We start from the raw sequence: 17,669 nt of genomic DNA, 5'->3' as shown, positions 1-17,669 counted from the left end.
CAAAGCCTAACTTTGCCTGTAAAATAATTGAATGAACACTGCTGATATACTGATCATAGGCGCCGGCGCCGCAGGTCTGATGGCTGCCCGCGAACTGGCCACCACCGGCAAAAAAGTAATAGTACTGGAAGCGGATAACCGTATAGGAGGTAGGATCTATACAGAACATGATGCTATTACAGGAAAATATATGGAGCTGGGGGCTGAGTTTGTACATGGCGACCTGCCGGTTACCCTCGGTTTATTAAATGAAGCCGGTATTAAATACCGTTCCGCTTCAGCAGAAATGCTGCAGTATGCCAATGGCGCATTTTTGGAAGATGAATCATTTATTGAGCATTGGGATCTGCTCATCGACAGATTGAACAGTTTGCAGCAGGATATCAGTATCGGGGAGTTTATGCTAAAGGAGTTTCCAGGCGGTAAGTATGCCCGGATGCGCACCTCGGTACGGCAATTTGTATCGGGTTATGATACCGGTGATCCGCAGAAGGCCAGTTGTTTTGCCCTGCGCAAGGAGTGGCAACATGAGGATGACAGCGCCCAGTACCGTGTGGAAGGAGGGTATGTAAGCCTGATGAATTACCTGGCTGCCGAATGCAAAGCTCATGATGGCGAAATATTGTTGCATAGCATTGCAAAAGACATTTATTGGGAACCCGGGAAGGTGAGCGCGATCACCGCTGATGGAACAACCTACCACGCCCAACAGTTGATACTGGCTGTACCGCTTGGCATTTTAAAAGCAAGCGAAGGGCAAACCGGCGCGATAACTTTTCATCCGCCGCTTAAAGCGCATGCAGAGGCTATACAGCGGATGGGTTTTGGTGCGGTGATCAAAATATTATTGAAGTTTGACGAGCCTTTCTGGTACAGTGAACAAACCAAAGAACATATTGGCCGGAGTCTTGATAATATAGGCTATCTGCTTTCGCAGGAAGAGATACCCACCTGGTGGACACAGTTTCCTGAACGCTCCAGCGTATTTACCGGTTGGATAGGCGGCCCAGATGCCGAAGCCAAAAAGGACATGACCGATGAGGACATATTGCAGCAAAGCCTACAATCGCTGGCCAATATTTTTAAGTTGGGGGTAGACGAATTGCAGCAACGACTTAAAACCTGGCGGATAATGAACTGGACAGCCAAACCATTTACGCGGGGCTCATACGCTTATGATACGGTTAATGCATCTGCCTGTCGCCATACGCTGAATGCCCCGGTTGATAATACCCTGTTCTTCGCCGGCGAATACCTTTACGAAGGCACGGCTATGGGAACTGTGGAGGCAGCGCTAACAAGTGGAAAGGGCGTAGCGGGAATGATTATATCACAGGTGCATTGATGGTTACTACTAAGGCGTCACCCAACCCTCTCCAAAGAGTAATAGCTAAACCGATGCGTTAAATCCGGAATCAAACATCCGATATCCAAAATCAGGATGCTTTCCAGTAATTGCCTGATACGATGATCATGTCCAGCATTTTAATGCTGTTATCATAATAGTCGTAATCCTTCAATTTAAAAGCCACAAGGTAATCCCATAGTTTATTGAGCCATTGTTGGTTGCTTTTATCAACCGCGGCCGATACGGTAAAGGGGGCAATAAAGCTCAGCGCTTCAAAATACCGCCCTTTAATATCATTACCGGCCAGTGTGTATCCCGCCGAAATATTATCGGGGTTACCATTGGCGGTTTCCCGGATCCAGCGGTTTATTTTATCGGCGAAAGTCTTGGCCCTTTTATCGCCGTAAAGAAGATAGTCACTGGCTACGCGCCAGGGTACGCGGCAGGCATTGTAGTTATAAACTCCATCGTAGGGCGATTCGAGGTAATTGCGCTGTGCCGGGTGAGGGGTTTTATTGATGCCGCGGATAAAGTCGGGCACCAGGCCCGCATCGGGACTGTATTGGGCCTGCATAGCCGCAAACAGGCGATAAGTATTGTCGGTTACTGATTTCCATTTGCCATTATGCAAAGTTGCCTCAAAGGCCTTAAAATGGCTCGGCATAAAGTCGGATGAGCGCATGTCAAAGTAATCGGCACTATCGTATTCAATGGCATCGCTCAGCAAAACAGAATAGGTTTTCTGGTTGATCTCATGCTGCATGATGGCCGCTATGATATTGCGGGCTTCGTGCAGGTAATTGATTGTCCCGGTATTGCCCCATTGCCTGGCGGCCAGCAGCAGGGAATAAGCAATGTCCATATCGCCGTCGGCGGCGGTGCTGCGGTCCAGATCCTTGCAGCCTTTTACCTGCGCCCAGGCCATCAAGTAGGGGGATGTTTTAGCGGGATGGGCCTTGTAATATTGGTAAAGACCATTGAACGTATCCTGTGCGTTTTTGTCGTAACCGGCCATCAGCACGGTGATGATCATACCATAACCCTGGCCTTCGGATACACATTCCTTGCCTTTTCTTTCAAACCAGATGTAATACTGACCAGGGGTACAGCCGGGTTTTACATAGCGTTTTTTCCATTGGTTATAAAATACCCCCACCTGTTTGTCCAGTTGCTGCCGGGACAGGTGGTTGGGCCTGATGGTGCCTTTGGTATAGGAATAATGCTGCGGAAAGGGTCGACTCACCCGACCATCGCTGCGCTCGGTCACCCTCTCTTCGCCTGCGGCGGAAAGAGGGGATTTGAGAATGATCGTAGAAAAAAGGAAAAACAGACAAATTCCCAACCCGCTACGCCGCGAAGCGGGAGAGAGGGTCGTCCAGCGAAGCGCAGACGGGGTGAGTCGTCTGCGTGTTGTATTAAACCACCTGTTCCAGTAATTCTTCAAAATGTTCGTCTTGCATACACATTTGGTTCTCGGCAAAATACACTTTTAAGCAAGTCAGGAAATTTTGTATAACGGGGTTATCCTTGCAGGTAGCGGCGTACCAGGTTCTTTTGGCTACACTATGGTGCAAGGGTTTAGCTACTACATTTCTGTTGGCCAGGTAAGGTTTCACAATCCAATCGGCCATTACGCTAATGCCTAAACCGGCGTTTACCATTTCGATGGTGGCATCGGTGTAGTGGATGCGGTTGAGCGTTTTGGGTTTTACATGCTGCTCCTGGATCAGGGTTTCAATCAACGGGGTGTCCTGGTAACTGGGATCGTAAAGGGCCAGTATCAGGTCCTGATCCTGAAAATCGCAAATGTTGATCACGTCTTTTTTGGCCAGCGGGTGGTCTGCCGGTAAAATAGCATTCAGGCGGTCCTCAAAAATAGGTTCATAGGTTATTTTGGTGTTCACCATTTGGGTACGTACAATGCCCAGATCCAGATCGCCGCGCATTAAATATTCCAGCGGACGGCGGGTAGCGTCTGACACAATATTGATATGGATATCGGGCCATTGGCTTTTAAAATCCTTAATAACACCAGGCAGCCAATGGTAGGCCGTATAACACTGCATGCTGATATTGAGCTTACCGGTTTTGCCATTTTTATAGTTGCGGATATCCTCTTCCATCGAACGTATTTCGGCAATGATCTTTTCAGAACTGCGCAAAAAACGGTAGCCAATTTCAGACAAATGTAATTTTTTGCCTTCGCGATGAAAAACTTCAATATCCAGCTCTTTTTCCAGCTCCTTTAACTGGTGGCTCAGGGCCGATTGTGTAAGGTGCAGCGTTTCGGCCGCTTTAGTTAAAGTACCCTCTTTTGATATGGTATCAACTAAGCGGAAGTGGTGGAGTGCTATATTCATTATGAATTTTACTAATGATTATGACAAAATTAATTCATTTTTTTCATACATCCTATAGGCCTACCTTTGCCGTGTATAAAATACACGTTATGTATAAGCTACCTTCAAAACAATTACTTCTGTTTTTAGGTGTTTTATTTGTCTTCCAGGCTCAGGCTCAGCAAAAAGTTTTAAATATTAAAGATGCTGAACAAATGGCACTCGCTAACTACGGTACCATCAAATCCAAAGCTAACCAGTTAAACGCTGCTAAGGCATTTCTAAAAGAAACACGCACAGAATATTTACCAGATGTAAGCATCTCGGCACAACAGGATTACGGAACGGCCAACGGTCAAAACGGACCTTTGTATGGTTACCGGGGTTTATCTGTGGCCTCATCCGGCCCGGCCCAGGCCAAACAAAACTGGAACGCGGCATTCGGTTCCTTGTATCTAAGCAACGTAAGCTGGGACTTTTTCAGCTTTGGCAAATCACATGAGCGCATCAAAGTACAAAAGAACATCGTTAACCGTGAAGAGACCGACCTGGCGCAGGAGCAATTTCAGCACGAAGTTCGTGTAGCCAGCACGTATCTGAATTTACTGGCAGCCCAGCAACTGGCAAAAGCCCAGCAGGATAATCTGAACCGGGCTATGGAGCTGCAAAAGGTGGTAGTTGCCCGTGTAAAGAACGGTCTGAACCCGGGAGTCGACTCGGCTTTGGCCAACGCGGAAGTATCCAACGCGAAAATTTCGCTGACCAATACGCAGCAAACTGTTCAGGATCAGAGTAACCAGCTTTCGGTTTACCTGGGTATCCCGGCGCAGGATTTTTTGCTTGATAGCGCCTTTGTTACCAAGCTGCCTGCAACGCTTGATGCCACCAGTTCTGTACAACTGGCAGATCACCCGCAATTACGCTATTTGCAAAATCGCATCGGCGTAAGCGACGAACAGGCAAAATATTTAAAAACCTTTAGCTACCCTACATTTACCTTGTTTGGTGTGTACCAGGGCAGGGGCTCGGGCTTTAACTATGACTATACCACAAACCCTAACAGCATTAATAGCAGTTACGGTGCCGGTGCCAACCCAACGCGGTACAATTACTTGTTTGGTGTGGCTATGGTTTGGAATATTACCAGTCCGTTCCGGGTGCATTACCAGGTACAATCGCAAAAGTATACTTCGGAACAGTTTAAAAATGATTATGACCTGGTGGAGCAGCAACTGACAGCACAGCTGGCATTGGCTCAAACCCGTATCGGTAACTCGTTAAAAAACTACCGAGAGGTACCGGTTGAGGTTTCTGCCGCGAGCGATGCTTATAAGCAGAAATATACCTTGTATAAAAATGGACTGGCCAATATTGTAGATTTTACTCAGGCCCTTTATACCCTGAACCGTGCCGAGGTTGACCGCTACATTGCCTTAAACAATGTATGGCAGGCGCTGCTGTTTAAATCGGCTGCAACCGGCGATTTTGGCATATTCATTAATAATTTTTAATAACAGTAATACACATTTATAATGGGAATGATCAAAGGGGCGCTACAAAAACCAATTACCATATTGGTTATAGTTGCCGGACTGTTTTTTTTCGGGATCAATGCGGTACGTACTATCAAGATAGATATCTTTCCTGATTTGAACCTGCCGGTTATCTATATATCCCACCCTTACGGAGGTTTTACCCCCGACCAGATGGAGGCTTATTTTGGTAAGCAGTATGTGAACTTGCTGCTTTTTGTTTCGGGCGTTAAAACCATCGAAACCAAAAACGTACAGGGTTTAACACTGATAAAAGTTACTTTTTACGAAGGTACTAATATGGCACAGGCCGCGGCGGAGGTCACGGCGTTCACCAACAGGGCCCAGTCGGCATTCCCGCAGGGCTCGCAGCCTCCGTTTATTTTGAGGTTTGATGCCTCCACGTTACCCGTTGGTCAGCTGGTACTCAGTAGCCCCACCCGATCGAACAACGAATTGCTTGATTTCGCGTTGGTTTACATCAGGTCGGCATTTACATCAGTTCCCGGTCTGGTAGCGCCTGCTCCTTTTGGCGGTAATCAGCGTACCGTGGTGATCAAGGTTGATCCAGGACTGTTACGTTCGCACAACTTAACGCCCGACCAGATTGTGGCCGCTTTGCGCGAAAACAACCAGAACACCCCGGCCGGTAACGTACGTATAGGCGACTATAACTACCTGGCACCATCAAACACTACCATTAAAAAGATCCCCGATTTTGGTAATATCCCATTATACAAAAATGGTGTACAAACCGTTTTTTTACATGATGTAGCAACTGTAGAAGACGGCGCAGATATCACCAACGGATACGCGCTCATTAACGGCAAACGTTCGGTTTATCTGCCTATCACCAAATCAGCTACGGCTTCGACCTGGGATGTGGTTCAGAATTTAAAAAAGGCGCTTCCCCGTTTCCAGGCTCTCGTTCCGGATGACGTGAAATTGTCGTTCGTGTTTGACCAATCGGTTTATGTAATTAACGCGGTGAAGAGCTTGGCCGAAGAAGGCGCTATTGGCGCGGTACTCACCGGCTTAATGGTATTGCTGTTCCTGGGTGATAAACGCGGGGCGCTCATCGTAATATTAACTATTCCAACCTGTATTATATCGGCTATATTTTTCCTTTCGCTTTTCGGGCAAACCATCAATATCATGACGCTGAGCGGTTTGTCGCTGGCTATTGGTATCCTGGTGGATGAGTCGACCGTGACGATTGAGAATATACACCAGCACTTTGATATGGGTAAACCCAAAGCCCTGGCTATATGGGATGCCTGTAAGGAGATCGCTTTCCCTAAATTGCTGATCCTTTTCTGTATCCTGGCAGTATTTGCACCGGCCTTTACCATGAAGGGTATCCCTGGAGCGTTGTTCCTGCCGCTGGCATTGGCCATTGGTTTCTCCATGATCGTATCTTACTTCCTGGCGCAAACCTTTGTACCTATCATGGCCAACTGGATCATGGTGAACAAACACGAAGATCACAGCCATGCCGACGGTTTTGCTTTGGAGGATGAAGGGGAACCATGGGAGCAAAAAGAAAAAGCCATGAAAAGGGCTTTGGAACATACCGGCGCGGAAGTAACCCGTTTTGACAGGTTCAGGGATAGCTTTATGCGCCTGATGGACAGGATGCTGCCCAATCGGAAGATCCTGGTAACGGTTTATGTAATTGTTGCCTGCGGTTTAGCTTTTATACTCCTGAACATTATTGGTCGCGACGTATTGCCGAAAGTAAACTCCGGAACTTTCCAGGTTCGTTTACGTGCACCTGACGGTACCCGTTTGGAACGTACCGAAATAGAGGTGGTAAAAGCACAACGTATATTAGGTAACATTGTGGGTAAAAACCACATTGCTATTACCTCAACCATGGTAGGCACGCACCCTTCGTCGTTCTCTACCAACCCAATATATATGTTCATGGCTGGTCCGCAGGAAGCGGTGATGCAGGTGAGCTTAACAGAAGATTATAAAGTGAACCTGGACGATCTGAAAGAAAAATTCAGGGATTCCATCGCTCAAAAAATGCCCGGTATCCGGATCTCATTTGAGCCGATAGAATTGACCGATAAGATCCTGAGCCAGGGATCACCTACACCGATCGAGATCGCATTAACCGGCAAAAACAAAAAACAAAACCAGGAGTATGCCTTTAAGGTGCTGGATAAATTAAAACAGATCAAATATTTACGCGATGCACAAATAGGCCAGTCATTCAATTATCCGTCCTTAGATATTACTATCGACAGACAAAGGGCCGCACAACTGGGTGTGGGTTTAAACGATATTTCCCGCTCGCTGATCGCCTCTACTTCATCATCAAGGTTTACCGAAAAAAATAACTGGATAGATGAACGTGCCGGCCTGAGCTACCTGGTGCAGGTGCAGGTGCCCGAATATCAGATGGCCAGCCTGAACGATGTAAAGGAGATCCCTGTACTGGCCAATCAATCACGGCCAACATTAGGTGATGTTGCGGATGTAAAAACCGGCGTAACCAATGGCGAAAATGATAACATCGGCGCTATACCCACCTTATCGGTTACGGCTAACATCAACAAAAAAGATCTGGGTACGGCTACACATGACGTGCAGAAAGCTATTGAATCCATTGGTAAGTTACCGCATGGATTAACGATAGAAATGCGCGGCCTGAGTCAAACACTAACCGATACACTGGACAGTTTACAGTCGGGTTTGATAGTAGCTATTATCGTAATATTCCTGATGCTGGCAGCCAACTTCCAGTCGTTCAAAATGTCGTTTGTGGTATTATCAACGGTACCGGCGGTATTGTTCGGATCGTTGTTTTTAGTGAAAATAACCGGGGCAACACTCAACCTGCAATCCTACATGGGTATGATCATGTCGGTAGGTGTATCCATATCCAACGCGGTGTTGTTAATCACTAACGCTGAAGAGTTACGTAAACACAACGGCGACGCGTTGAAAGCTGCCCGTGAAGCTGTAGCTTTGCGTTTGCGCCCCATATTAATGACCAGTTTAGCGATGGTTGTAGGTATGATCCCGATGGCATCAGGCCTGGGTGAAGGTGGCGACCAAACATCGCCACTTGGCCGCGCGGTTATTGGCGGGCTTATTGCTTCAACATTTGCAGCCCTGTTAATATTACCATTGGTTTTTGCCTGGGTACAAGGCAATGCCAGCACACAATCCGTATCATTAGACCCAGAAGATAAAGAAAGTAAATTTTATGTCCCTTTGCATCATCATGAAAAAGCTTAAAAATAGATCCACCATTATGCTTGCCGTATTAGCGGTAGCCATAAGTTTCCTGAGTGCTTGCCATTCAGAGGAAAAAGAAAAAGAAAGCGCCGAAGAGCAACAGCAGGAAGCGGTAGAAACACCGTCGGTTGATCTGGTTGCGGTAAAAAAAGGAAAATTAAGCGGCTCGGTTACTATTCCCGGCGAACTGATCCCTTATCAACAGGTTGACCTGTATGCCAAGGTGAACAGTTATGTGAAAAAACTATTGGTTGATATCGGTTCCGAAGTTCACCAGGGGCAGTTACTGGTTGTTTTGGAAGCACCGGAGATCAACTCACAATTAGCAGGGGCGCAATCCAGAATAAAACAGCAGGAGGCCATCTATTATGCCAGCAAAGCTACTTATGACAGATTGCTAAGCACCAGCAAAACTCCCGGCACCGTATCACAAAATGACCTGGAGCAGGCCGAAGCCAAAAAGAATTCTGATCTGGCTAATGTTGAAGCTGCAAAATCTTCCTATAAAGAAGTAGCCGCTAACCTGGCTTATTTGGAAATACGCGCTCCGTTTGATGGGGTAATTACCAGTCGTAATGTAAATCTGGGTGCTTATGTAGGTCCGGGTGGTAAAAGCGCCGATCCGCTGTTTACCTTGCAGGATCAGAAAAGACTGCGTTTGGTGGTATCGATACCAGAAAGCTCTACCGGCTCATTAAGTAATAAAAGCGAAGTGGATTTTACAGTGAAAGCATTACCTAACCAGAAATTTACCGCACAGGTGAAACGTTTGGCCGGCGCTTTGGATGAAAAACTAAGGTCTGAGCGTTTGGAAATGGACGTTTACAATAAGGATAAAAAGCTTTTGCCCCACATGTTTGCCGAAGTAAACGTACCATTACCAGGTGGCGATAGCGCTTATGTGGTGCCCAAAACGGCTGTTTACACTTCAACCGAAAAGGTGTTTGTAATTAAGGTGGTAAACCATAAAGCCATATGGGTTGATGCTAAAAAAGGCTTAACATCGGGCGATATGATGGAAGTTTACGGCGACATTAAGCCTGATGATAAACTGGTGAAAGTAGCTTCGGACGAGATCAGGAACGGATCAACAGTAAAAGATAAATAATTAGTTGATAGGATAAAGATTGAGTTAATTCGGTTGACTGATTACTTTTGTTTGCATCCCGCTTTGCTATAGCAAGGTGGGATGTTTTTTTATGCTATAGTCTGAACGATGCCATTTCGAACGAACAGCAGTGGCAAAAAGAGCGGAGCGAGGAGAAATCTTTTATGCCCGCCAATCTGTAATATATGGCGCAAAAGATTTCTCCTCACCCCAAAGCTTGATCCCGCTCTTGTTCGTTCGAAATGACATCGGTTTTTGGCGCAAGTCTTGTGTTGTGGGTTTGTGAGCAATGGCTGACTTGGGATTTAAACAAGCAAAAGTCTTCAACGCGCTAACAGCCGCACAAGACTTGCGCTAAAGGCGCAATGGGAGTGGGCGAGGAGAAATTTTGTCCCCTCAAATTTTGTCCCCTCAGGGGCTCTCGCAGAGGACCCTGAGGTTTGATCCTGTCATGTACATACGGCATGTAAGCAGCCTCAGGGTCCCTTTCAGGAGACCCTGAGGGAACGAAAGGGAGCGATGTTTAAAAAGCGATGTGTCACCCTGAGCACCGTCGAAGGGTAGAGCGCAGAGGCTTGCTCTCCATGCTTCGACGGATTCAGCATAACACCCCTTTGAAACAAGTTAGACATAAAGTATTTAACCTAATCTTATTTCTGCAAGGCTTGCAGCATTTTAACACCAATGGCATCTGTATTTTCGGCCGCGTTGGATAATATCACTACCGCCAGGCCTTTTTGCGCGTTAAAAGCCAGGAAACTGCTGCTGCCATAGGTGCCCCCGTTATGAAAGTAATATTCCACACCATCAACAACAATAATATGCCAGGCCAGGCCCATTTTGGCATCTTTGCTGAAGGTGATCTGGTGGGTTAGCTCAAGGGCTTTTCCGAGCTTGTCAGGAGCCGGAGCCATATTGGCCTTTGCATATACCAACAGATCATTTACAGAGGAACGCAGAGCTCCGCAAGGGGCTAAAATGTCGAAATCCCAGGCGGGGGTCTCGTTGCCGGTAGCGTTATAAACTGTTGCAAAGTTGTTTAGCCTTGCCGGACTCAGTTGCTGGGTAGTACTCGACATCACTAAAGGACGGCAGATGATCTCGAGTACCATTTGCTCAAATGTTTTACCGCTTACTTTTGACAGGATGGTACCAAGCAGCCCAACGCCTAAATTGGAATAATCATATCTTTCGCCTGTTGGGTTGTTAAGCTTACAGGTCTTCAGGTAGGCAAACAGCTGTTGTTTGGTATAATCTTTATAAGGATTAAGCTCATTCGTGGCGCTGGCCTCCAGGTTGTCGGGGATACGGGCCAAACCCGAGGTATGATTGCTTAATGACTGAAGCGTGATCAGCTTTAATTCAGGGTTTTTGGCGACAGAATCCGGCAGATATTTGGTAACGGGATCAGTTAGTTTTACTTTGCCTTCGTTTACATAATAAGCCAGTAATGTGGCAGTAAACGTTTTGGTGATGGAGCCTATCTCAAAAATGGTATGGAGTGTAGGCAGTTGCTTGTTGCCTTTGGTAGTTTCGCCATAGTTGTAAGTGCTTATTTTACCATCTTTTAAAACGCCTACACTTAAGCCTACGGTATTGGCTTTTTGGATGTAGGGGCGTACAGCAGATTCGATCACTTTGTCCATGGAGGTTAATAGCTTATTGGTTGAGGCAACCTGACTCAATTTATCAGCGGTTACCTGGGTAAATGGTTGGAACAGGAAAAGATCCAATTTATTGTCCTGATCAAGGCTCATTTGCAGTTGTAAAGTAACTGCCCCAAATATCAGTTTATACGTACTTACTTTATTATTGACGAAACTAACCAGCGATGAGCCTTTAATATCGCCCAATGGGAAAAGCTGCTGAGTGGCCACCGACCGGAAGCCTTCGGGCGTTAAGGTTCTTTTGAATAATTCGCCGCCGAGGGAATAAAGAGAATCGGCTTTTTGAGCATTAAAATATTTTTGAACCAATGCGAACACCGAATCCGTTTTTACCTGCTGGCGGCTTTGGGCAAGTGTTGGCATTGAATAAATAAGCGCTATGAAAAGAGATAAGCAGCAAATATTCTTAAACTTTATCATTTTACTTTGATTATCAACGCTGATAACAAGCGTTGTTATATAAATTGGGCTAAGAAAACTGAATCTGCCTTTTTAATGAGATTTTAAGGTGTTTGCCCCGCCAGCAAGTACAGCACCGCCATACGCACAGCCACGCCATTTTCTACCTGGTCAAGGATGATGGATTGTTTGCTGTCGGCCACATCGCTGGTGATCTCTACACCGCGGTTGATAGGGCCGGGGTGCATTACGGTGATCTCTTTATCCAAGGAATCCAGAATGGTTTTATTGAGACCGAAGAGCATGGTATACTCCCGCAGGGAAGGGAAATATTTAATGTCCTGGCGTTCCAGTTGTATGCGCAGCATATTGGCTACGTCGCACCAGTTAAGGGCTTTAATGAGGTTATGCTCAACTTTTACACCTAAGGAGCCGATGTATTTCGGAATCAGCGTAGTAGGGCCGCAAACCATTACTTCGGCGCCCAGTTGTTTGAGACAAAGTATGTTGGAAAGCGCTACCCGCGAATGCAGTATATCACCCACGATCACCACTTTTTTACCGGCCACATCGCCATATTTTTCACGGATAGAGAAAGCATCCAGCAGGGCTTGCGTTGGGTGCTCATGTGCACCGTCTCCGGCATTCACAATCTGGGCCTTTACATGTTTTGACAGGAAGATGCCCGCGCCTGCATAGGGATGGCGCATCACCACCATATCCACCTTCATGGCCAGGATGTTGTTCACCGTATCTATCAGTGTTTCGCCTTTACTTACCGATGAGGATGATGCCGCAAAGTTCACCACATCCGCCGAAAGGCGTTTTTCGGCCAGTTCAAACGACAGACGTGTACGAGTGGAGTTTTCAAAGAATATATTGGCAATGGTCACATCACGCAACGAAGGCACTTTCTTGATCGGCCGGTTCAAAACCGATTTAAAAGTATCGGCAGTTTCAAATATCAGTTCAATATCTGCCCGGTTCAAATCTTTTATGCCTAATAAATGCCTTGTGCTTAGTCCTGCCATTTCTTTTGTATTTCGGAATTCGGATGTTCGATTTCGGATTTTTTTATTTTCTGATTTCGATCTGAAATTTATTTTTTTATTTCCAATTTATTGAGCCGCTGCTTTTCTCTTGCTGTTTTACCTATCGCGGTAAATATGGCGGTGAGTTCATTGGCTTCTTTTTTTAATATGGTTATATCTGCCGAGTTAACAAGCTCCGACTCCTCCATCAACTCTAACCAGTAAATAGATTCATCGGCCTCTTCTTCAACTATAATTATTTTATTTATAAAATCGGCAGTTGATTTACCCCGACATGCCGACCGGTAGTTTGCTCCAATTGATGTTGCGCATCTGATTAATTGATTTGATAAAACATCAAGCGAATGTTTACGTGGAAGACTTTCTATAAATTTGATTACATCTATAGCAAATCTTTGAGTCCTTCGTTTTAGTTCTGCTTTATCCAAATCCTTTAAATCAAAAATCAAATTTTAATAAATCCGAAATCGAACATCCGAATTCCGAAATAATATTAGTCTTGCGCTTCCGATACCAGCACAATTTTATCTTCGCCGTCGGTATCTTTCCAGCTTACTACTACTTTTTGCGATGCGATGGAATCCACTTCTATACCTACATAATCTGCCGATACCGGTATATGGCGCGAATAACGGCGATCAACCAGGGCCAGTAACTCTACCTTTTCCGGCCTGCCAAAAGCCTGCATGGCATCCATAGCGGCGCGAATGGTTCTGCCTGTCCAGAGCACATCATCCATCATGATCACTTTTTTGCCTTCAATAATAAAATCTATCTTGGTTTGATTCGGTACCAGCTGCGATTCGCGCCTGCGAAAATCGTCGCGGTAAAAGGTAATGTCCAGATCGCCCTGTAAAATGGTTTTGCCGGGTAATATTTTTCTTAGTTCTTCGGCTACACGTTTGGCCAGGTATATACCTCGTGGTTGAATACCAATCAATACCGATCCTGAAAAATCATCGTGATTTTCAATCAACTGGCGACATAAACGTTGTATGGTGATCTGAAACTTTTGTCCGTCGAGCAGTGTAAGATTTTGCATCGTATGGGTGGATTTGGGCAAAAATAGTAAATAGTTTTGAAAAGCCCCCTCTAAATCTCCCCCGAAAGAGGAGACTTTTATTGATTTGATAGCTTTTTAAGCGCGTCCATAGCTTTAGCTGCATCCGCTTTCGCCACAAAAATATGGTCATGATAATAGGCTGCAATCACATTACAACTGATCCCTTCCTGTGCTAATGTTGTTGAAAATGCAGCGGTTAACCCGGTAGCCTCTAATGAGGAATGTATAGTAAGTGTGATCCAGGCAGCAATATAACTATACTCCAGTTGAAGCTGATCGGCGATCTCTTTTTTCAGAATAAAGGTAAACCCTTCCGCCTCTTTAAAAAGACCTAAAATATCAGCAGGATCGATGGATTGGAGGGATGATACAGTACAATAAACATAATCGCCTTCGTTTAATACGGGTGTCATGTTTTTGAGTAAGGTAGTGAGGTTGGTTTCGCCGGTCATGGTGTAAATATAGAAATTAAAGAATGCTTGCTTTGGAGATTAATGATCTATGGGGATAACTGCTGTCCCAAAAAGGGTGTCACCCTGAGCTCCGTAGAAGAGTAGAGCGCAGAGGCCGGCCCACCATACTTCGACGATGCTCAGCATAACAACCTGTTTTAAAGAGGCAACAAAAAAGCCCTTCCGAATAAACGGAAGAGCTTTGTGAGAATATTGCTTCAGTTAAAGCTTATGCTTCTTCTTCAGATCCTTCAGCTTTTTTAGCGGCTGGTGCAGCCTTGCGGGCTTTGTTTTCAGCACCTTCCATTTGCTCTTTTAACTGAGCTAATACGCTAAGATCGCCTAAGGTTGATTTTTCAACTGATTCTTTCACTTTTTTCACCGCGTTACTTGCAGATTTTGCTTCTTTTTTGCGGTTTTCAAATTCCTGTACACGAGCGTCAGCGCGAGCTTCTTCCCAGATACGTGAGTGTGAAATAACGATACGTTTGTTCTCTTTGTTAAATTCAATGATCTTGAATTCAGCGGTTTCTTCAGCTTTTACTGATTTACCATCTTCTTTAACCAGGTGTTTGGTTGGCGCGAAGCCTTCAACACCGTAAGGTAAAGCTACGATAGCACCTTTGTCAGTTACTTTCAGTACGGTACCTTCATGAATTGAATCAATGGTAAATACGGTTTCGAAAGTATCCCAAGGGTTTTCTTCCAGCTGTTTGTGACCTAAGCTTAATTTACGGTTCTCAATATCAAGCTCTAAAACAACCACGTCTAATTTTTCACCAACTTTAGTGAATTCGTTAGGGTGATTTACTTTTTTAGACCAAGAAAGATCAGAGATGTGGATTAAGCCGTCGATGCCATCTTCCAGTTCAACAAACACACCAAAGTTGGTCATGTTTTTAACTGTAGCGATGTGCTGAGTGCCGATAGCGTATTTCTCGCCAGCATTTTGCCATGGATCAGGAGTTAATTGTTTAACACCTAATGACATTTTGCGTTCTTCGCGGTCAAGTGTTAACACTTGTGCTTCGATCTCGTCACCAACTTTCAGGAATTCCTGAGGGTTGCGCAGGTTTTGTGACCATGACATTTCTGATACGTGGATCAAACCTTCAACACCAGGGATGATTTCAAGGAATGCGCCGTAATCAGCAACGGTAACAATTTTACCTTTAACTTTTGAACCAACCTGAATATCTTCAGAAAGGCTTTGCCAAGGGTGAGGTGTTAATTGTTTTAAGCCCAGAGCAATACGTTTTTTCTCGTCATCAAAGTCAAGCACAACAACGTTGATTTTTTGATCCAATGCCAGAATTTCGCGTGGATGCTCGATACGGCCCCAAGATATATCAGTAATGTGCAGTAAGCCGTCAACACCACCAAGGTCAATAAATACACCAAAGTCGGTAATGTTTTTAACGGTACCTTCCAATACCTGTCCTTTTTCAAGGCGTGCAACAATTTCTGTTTTTTGGTTTTCCAAATCGTCTTCGATCAGCACTTTGTGCGATACCACTACGTTTTTAAACTCGTGGTTGATCTTGACAACTTTGAATTCCATTGTTTTACCTACGTACACATCGTAATCACGGATAGGTTTGATATCGATTTGTGAGCCAGGTAAGAAGGCTTCAACACCCATGATGTCAACAATTAAACCACCTTTAGTTCTGCTCTTCACAAAACCAGTGATGATCTCATCATTGTCAAGGGCCGAATTAATGCGCTCCCATGATTTTTGAGTTTTTGCACGTTTACGTGAAAGTACTAACTGACCGTTAGCATCTTCCTGTGACTCTACAAATACGTCAACTTTGTCACCGATCTTCAGATCAGGTGTATCACGGAATTCTGATACTGAAACTAAACCGTCTGATTTAAACCCTACGTTCAATACCACATCTTTGTTGTTAACATTAACAACAGTACCGGTGATGATTTCGCCTTTGGTGATAGAGCTGAAAGTTCCATCATACATTTTCTCGAATTTCTCACGGTCGCTATCGGTATAGTTACCAAATTTTTTGTCATCTGCATCCCAGTCGAAATCCGCACTTGGAGTAGCTGCAATTTTTGATTTGATCTCTTCGATAGATATTGAATCAGCTTCTGATTCAATGGTTTCTTTTTCGCCAGATGCGGTAACTGTGTCCAGTTCAGCTTCTTTCGCTTTTAATTCTTTTTCTGCTTCTTGTTTTTTTGCCATTAAATAATTTTTCTCCTTTTCCCAATTTGTTAATTGGGACTGCAAAGGTAGGTATATAATTTTATTAAATAAAAGAATTTTTAAATGTTAATTGCTGATAATTAGGTGGTTTTTAAATATTTTACTGCCTGGTGGGTGGCTATTCATTAAAAAAATGCAATTTTATGATGCCCGGATAACTTGTCGCCTGAAGTTGATTTGCCGATATGGACTGTTAAATGAACAGATTATGAAGAAATATTTACAACGAGCATGGTCAGATAGTGAAGATGATATTAGTATTAAAGATGTGCGGATTGCTATTGCTGAAACCAAAGAAATGGATGATGAACATGGCGCATTTTGGGTTGGGACAGAAGAAGAAGAGTATATTTTGGAAACAGATAAGGCATTAAAAATGATCTGTGTTATAAACGGGGAGCAATTAAATTATCAGGCTAAAAACTGGGCGGAGGTTGAAAAGCTTTACGATTTGCTTTTAAAAGAAGACTTTGCGGCCTTGATCAATGCCTTCAGGTAGATGAATTCTCTTAAATAGCGATCAGCTTATTAGCTATCTCTTCAAATATCGACATGAAATCGGGGAGCAGATAGTCGCGGTAATCATTCAATACCTCGTTCATTTGAGCCTCATGCTCCGGGGTAAATGGGTTTTGCCATATGCGCATGCAAATGCGTTTTAAGGCGTAGGCTATCTGGTGTGTTTCGGCGTAGGTATGCAGGTACTGACTGCTTTTAAAATCGTCAAAAAAATTTAAGAAAACAGTGCTGTCCGGTAATCCCGAAAAGGTTAAAAACTCGTCTATCACCGATGTTTTACAGCCAGCCAGGTGCGCATAAAAATCATCAACCTGTATTTTGCCGGTGGTGAGCAGTAAGTTATCAATGATCAGTTCTAACGCTACATGCCCCAGGAAAAACGGCTTTACCGGCGAACCTTCAATGGCAGGTAATAATAGTTTTTTTAACTGGTGCGAATGGATGGTGAAAAAATCGGAGGAGTGAAAATAACGGTCGACCGCGAGGTGTTTATTCCAGCCGGCTATGATGGAATTGATGTTTTTATCGGTATGGTGCAGTTTTTCTGGATGAAGAATGATGTTTTTATCGGCATTTTTTAAAAGATCGGGTAAAACGATACCTAATATATGGTAACAGTTGTTTATATCACGATCAAAGTAATAATGCGATAAAAAATTCATAGGCGCTGCTGTGCAAAATAGTGGCTTTTGCTCAAGGTACAAAAAATAA

At 44.6% G+C, this 17,669-nt stretch carries 14 protein-coding genes; 5 read left to right on the top strand and 9 right to left on the bottom strand.

All coding sequences use genetic code 11. The annotated features are described in order from the left end of the window. Positions 1-31 precede the first annotated feature (31 nt). The gene (locus AB6735_RS24040) at positions 32-1,345 is read left to right on the top strand and encodes a flavin monoamine oxidase family protein (protein ID WP_370998679.1); all 1,314 of its coding nucleotides are present in this window, start codon (positions 32-34) and stop codon (positions 1,343-1,345) included. 91 nt (positions 1,346-1,436) lie between these two features. Here the strand turns inward: AB6735_RS24040 and AB6735_RS24035 are convergent, their stop codons facing one another. Together AB6735_RS24035 and AB6735_RS24030 are read right to left on the bottom strand one after the other, a co-directional pair. Beyond that, entirely contained in the window at positions 1,437-2,792 is a 1,356-nt protein-coding gene (locus AB6735_RS24035; RefSeq protein WP_370998678.1) for a glycosyl hydrolase family 8, read from the bottom strand. After that, entirely contained in the window at positions 2,764-3,708 is a 945-nt protein-coding gene (locus tag AB6735_RS24030; RefSeq protein WP_370998677.1) for a LysR family transcriptional regulator, read from the bottom strand. The genes AB6735_RS24035 and AB6735_RS24030 overlap by 29 nt, the downstream gene beginning before the upstream one ends. 89 nt (positions 3,709-3,797) lie before the next feature. On the opposite strand from AB6735_RS24030, the gene AB6735_RS24025 reads away from it, so the two are divergent. From AB6735_RS24025 to AB6735_RS24015, 3 genes are read left to right on the top strand one after another with little or no spacing between them, the layout of a single operon-like run. Further along, a complete protein-coding gene (locus AB6735_RS24025) occupies positions 3,798-5,198 on the top strand; it encodes a TolC family protein (RefSeq protein ID WP_370998676.1) in 1,401 nt (466 codons plus the stop codon). Between the two features lie 21 nt (positions 5,199-5,219). Beyond that, complete coding sequence (locus AB6735_RS24020) at positions 5,220-8,471, top strand: efflux RND transporter permease subunit (protein WP_370998675.1); 3,252 nt, start codon at positions 5,220-5,222, stop codon at positions 8,469-8,471. Then, positions 8,458-9,579, top strand: coding sequence for an efflux RND transporter periplasmic adaptor subunit (locus AB6735_RS24015; RefSeq protein ID WP_370998674.1), 1,122 nt, complete (start codon positions 8,458-8,460; stop codon positions 9,577-9,579). The genes AB6735_RS24020 and AB6735_RS24015 overlap by 14 nt, the downstream gene beginning before the upstream one ends. Before the next feature lie 650 nt (positions 9,580-10,229). Here the strand turns inward: AB6735_RS24015 and AB6735_RS24010 are convergent. From AB6735_RS24010 to rpsA, 6 genes are all read right to left on the bottom strand, one after another. Next, a complete protein-coding gene (locus AB6735_RS24010) occupies positions 10,230-11,609 on the bottom strand; it encodes a serine hydrolase domain-containing protein (RefSeq protein ID WP_370998673.1) in 1,380 nt (459 codons plus the stop codon). A 140-nt stretch (positions 11,610-11,749) separates the two neighbouring features. Beyond that, a complete protein-coding gene (locus tag AB6735_RS24005) occupies positions 11,750-12,676 on the bottom strand; it encodes an aspartate carbamoyltransferase catalytic subunit (RefSeq protein ID WP_090467170.1) in 927 nt (308 codons plus the stop codon). 68 nt (positions 12,677-12,744) lie between these two features. Further along, positions 12,745-13,125, bottom strand: a complete 381-nt coding sequence (locus tag AB6735_RS24000) for a four helix bundle protein (protein WP_370998672.1) — start codon at positions 13,123-13,125, stop codon at positions 12,745-12,747. A gap of 65 nt (positions 13,126-13,190) precedes the next feature. Beyond that, on the bottom strand, positions 13,191-13,739 hold the full coding sequence (pyrR, locus tag AB6735_RS23995) for a bifunctional pyr operon transcriptional regulator/uracil phosphoribosyltransferase PyrR (protein ID WP_090467167.1): 549 nt from the start codon (positions 13,737-13,739) through the stop codon (positions 13,191-13,193). A 77-nt stretch (positions 13,740-13,816) separates the two neighbouring features. After that, complete coding sequence (locus tag AB6735_RS23990; protein ID WP_370998671.1) at positions 13,817-14,212, bottom strand: ACT domain-containing protein; 396 nt, start codon at positions 14,210-14,212, stop codon at positions 13,817-13,819. Positions 14,213-14,441: 229 nt separating this feature from the next. Then, positions 14,442-16,418, bottom strand: a complete 1,977-nt coding sequence (gene rpsA, locus AB6735_RS23985) for a 30S ribosomal protein S1 (protein WP_370998670.1) — start codon at positions 16,416-16,418, stop codon at positions 14,442-14,444. Between the two features lie 229 nt (positions 16,419-16,647). On the opposite strand from rpsA, the gene AB6735_RS23980 reads away from it, so the two are divergent. Further along, positions 16,648-16,938 carry a hypothetical protein gene (locus AB6735_RS23980; protein WP_370998669.1) on the top strand — a complete coding sequence of 97 codons (291 nt, stop codon included), beginning with the start codon at positions 16,648-16,650 and terminating at the stop codon, positions 16,936-16,938. 10 nt (positions 16,939-16,948) lie between these two features. Here the strand turns inward: AB6735_RS23980 and AB6735_RS23975 are convergent, their stop codons facing one another. Continuing rightward, the gene (locus tag AB6735_RS23975; protein WP_370998668.1) at positions 16,949-17,620 is read right to left on the bottom strand and encodes a hypothetical protein; all 672 of its coding nucleotides are present in this window, start codon (positions 17,618-17,620) and stop codon (positions 16,949-16,951) included. Between the last annotated feature and the right edge of the window lie 49 nt (positions 17,621-17,669).

It is taken from the genome of Mucilaginibacter sp. RCC_168, from assembly GCF_041355315.1.
GTDB lineage: Bacteria > Bacteroidota > Bacteroidia > Sphingobacteriales > Sphingobacteriaceae > Mucilaginibacter.
This window is presented reverse-complemented; position numbering and strand designations above follow the sequence as displayed.

Excerpts from the sequence above, each read along its gene's own strand:
- AB6735_RS24040 (WP_370998679.1), top strand. The coding sequence starts at position 32 with ATGAACACTGCTGATATACTGATCATAGGCGCCGGCGCCGCAGGTCTG.
- AB6735_RS24030 (WP_370998677.1), bottom strand. The coding sequence starts at position 3,708 with ATGAATATAGCACTCCACCACTTCCGCTTAGTTGATACCATATCAAAA.
- AB6735_RS24025 (WP_370998676.1), top strand. The coding sequence starts at position 3,798 with ATGTATAAGCTACCTTCAAAACAATTACTTCTGTTTTTAGGTGTTTTA.
- AB6735_RS24020 (WP_370998675.1), top strand. The coding sequence starts at position 5,220 with ATGGGAATGATCAAAGGGGCGCTACAAAAACCAATTACCATATTGGTT.
- AB6735_RS24015 (WP_370998674.1), top strand. The coding sequence starts at position 8,458 with ATGAAAAAGCTTAAAAATAGATCCACCATTATGCTTGCCGTATTAGCG.
- AB6735_RS24010 (WP_370998673.1), bottom strand. The coding sequence starts at position 11,609 with ATGCCAACACTTGCCCAAAGCCGCCAGCAGGTAAAAACGGATTCGGTG.
- AB6735_RS24005 (WP_090467170.1), bottom strand. The coding sequence starts at position 12,676 with ATGGCAGGACTAAGCACAAGGCATTTATTAGGCATAAAAGATTTGAAC.
- pyrR (WP_090467167.1), bottom strand. The coding sequence starts at position 13,739 with ATGCAAAATCTTACACTGCTCGACGGACAAAAGTTTCAGATCACCATA.
- AB6735_RS23990 (WP_370998671.1), bottom strand. The coding sequence starts at position 14,212 with ATGACCGGCGAAACCAACCTCACTACCTTACTCAAAAACATGACACCC.
- rpsA (WP_370998670.1), bottom strand. The coding sequence starts at position 16,418 with ATGGCAAAAAAACAAGAAGCAGAAAAAGAATTAAAAGCGAAAGAAGCT.
- AB6735_RS23980 (WP_370998669.1), top strand. The coding sequence starts at position 16,648 with ATGAAGAAATATTTACAACGAGCATGGTCAGATAGTGAAGATGATATT.
- AB6735_RS23975 (WP_370998668.1), bottom strand. The coding sequence starts at position 17,620 with ATGAATTTTTTATCGCATTATTACTTTGATCGTGATATAAACAACTGT.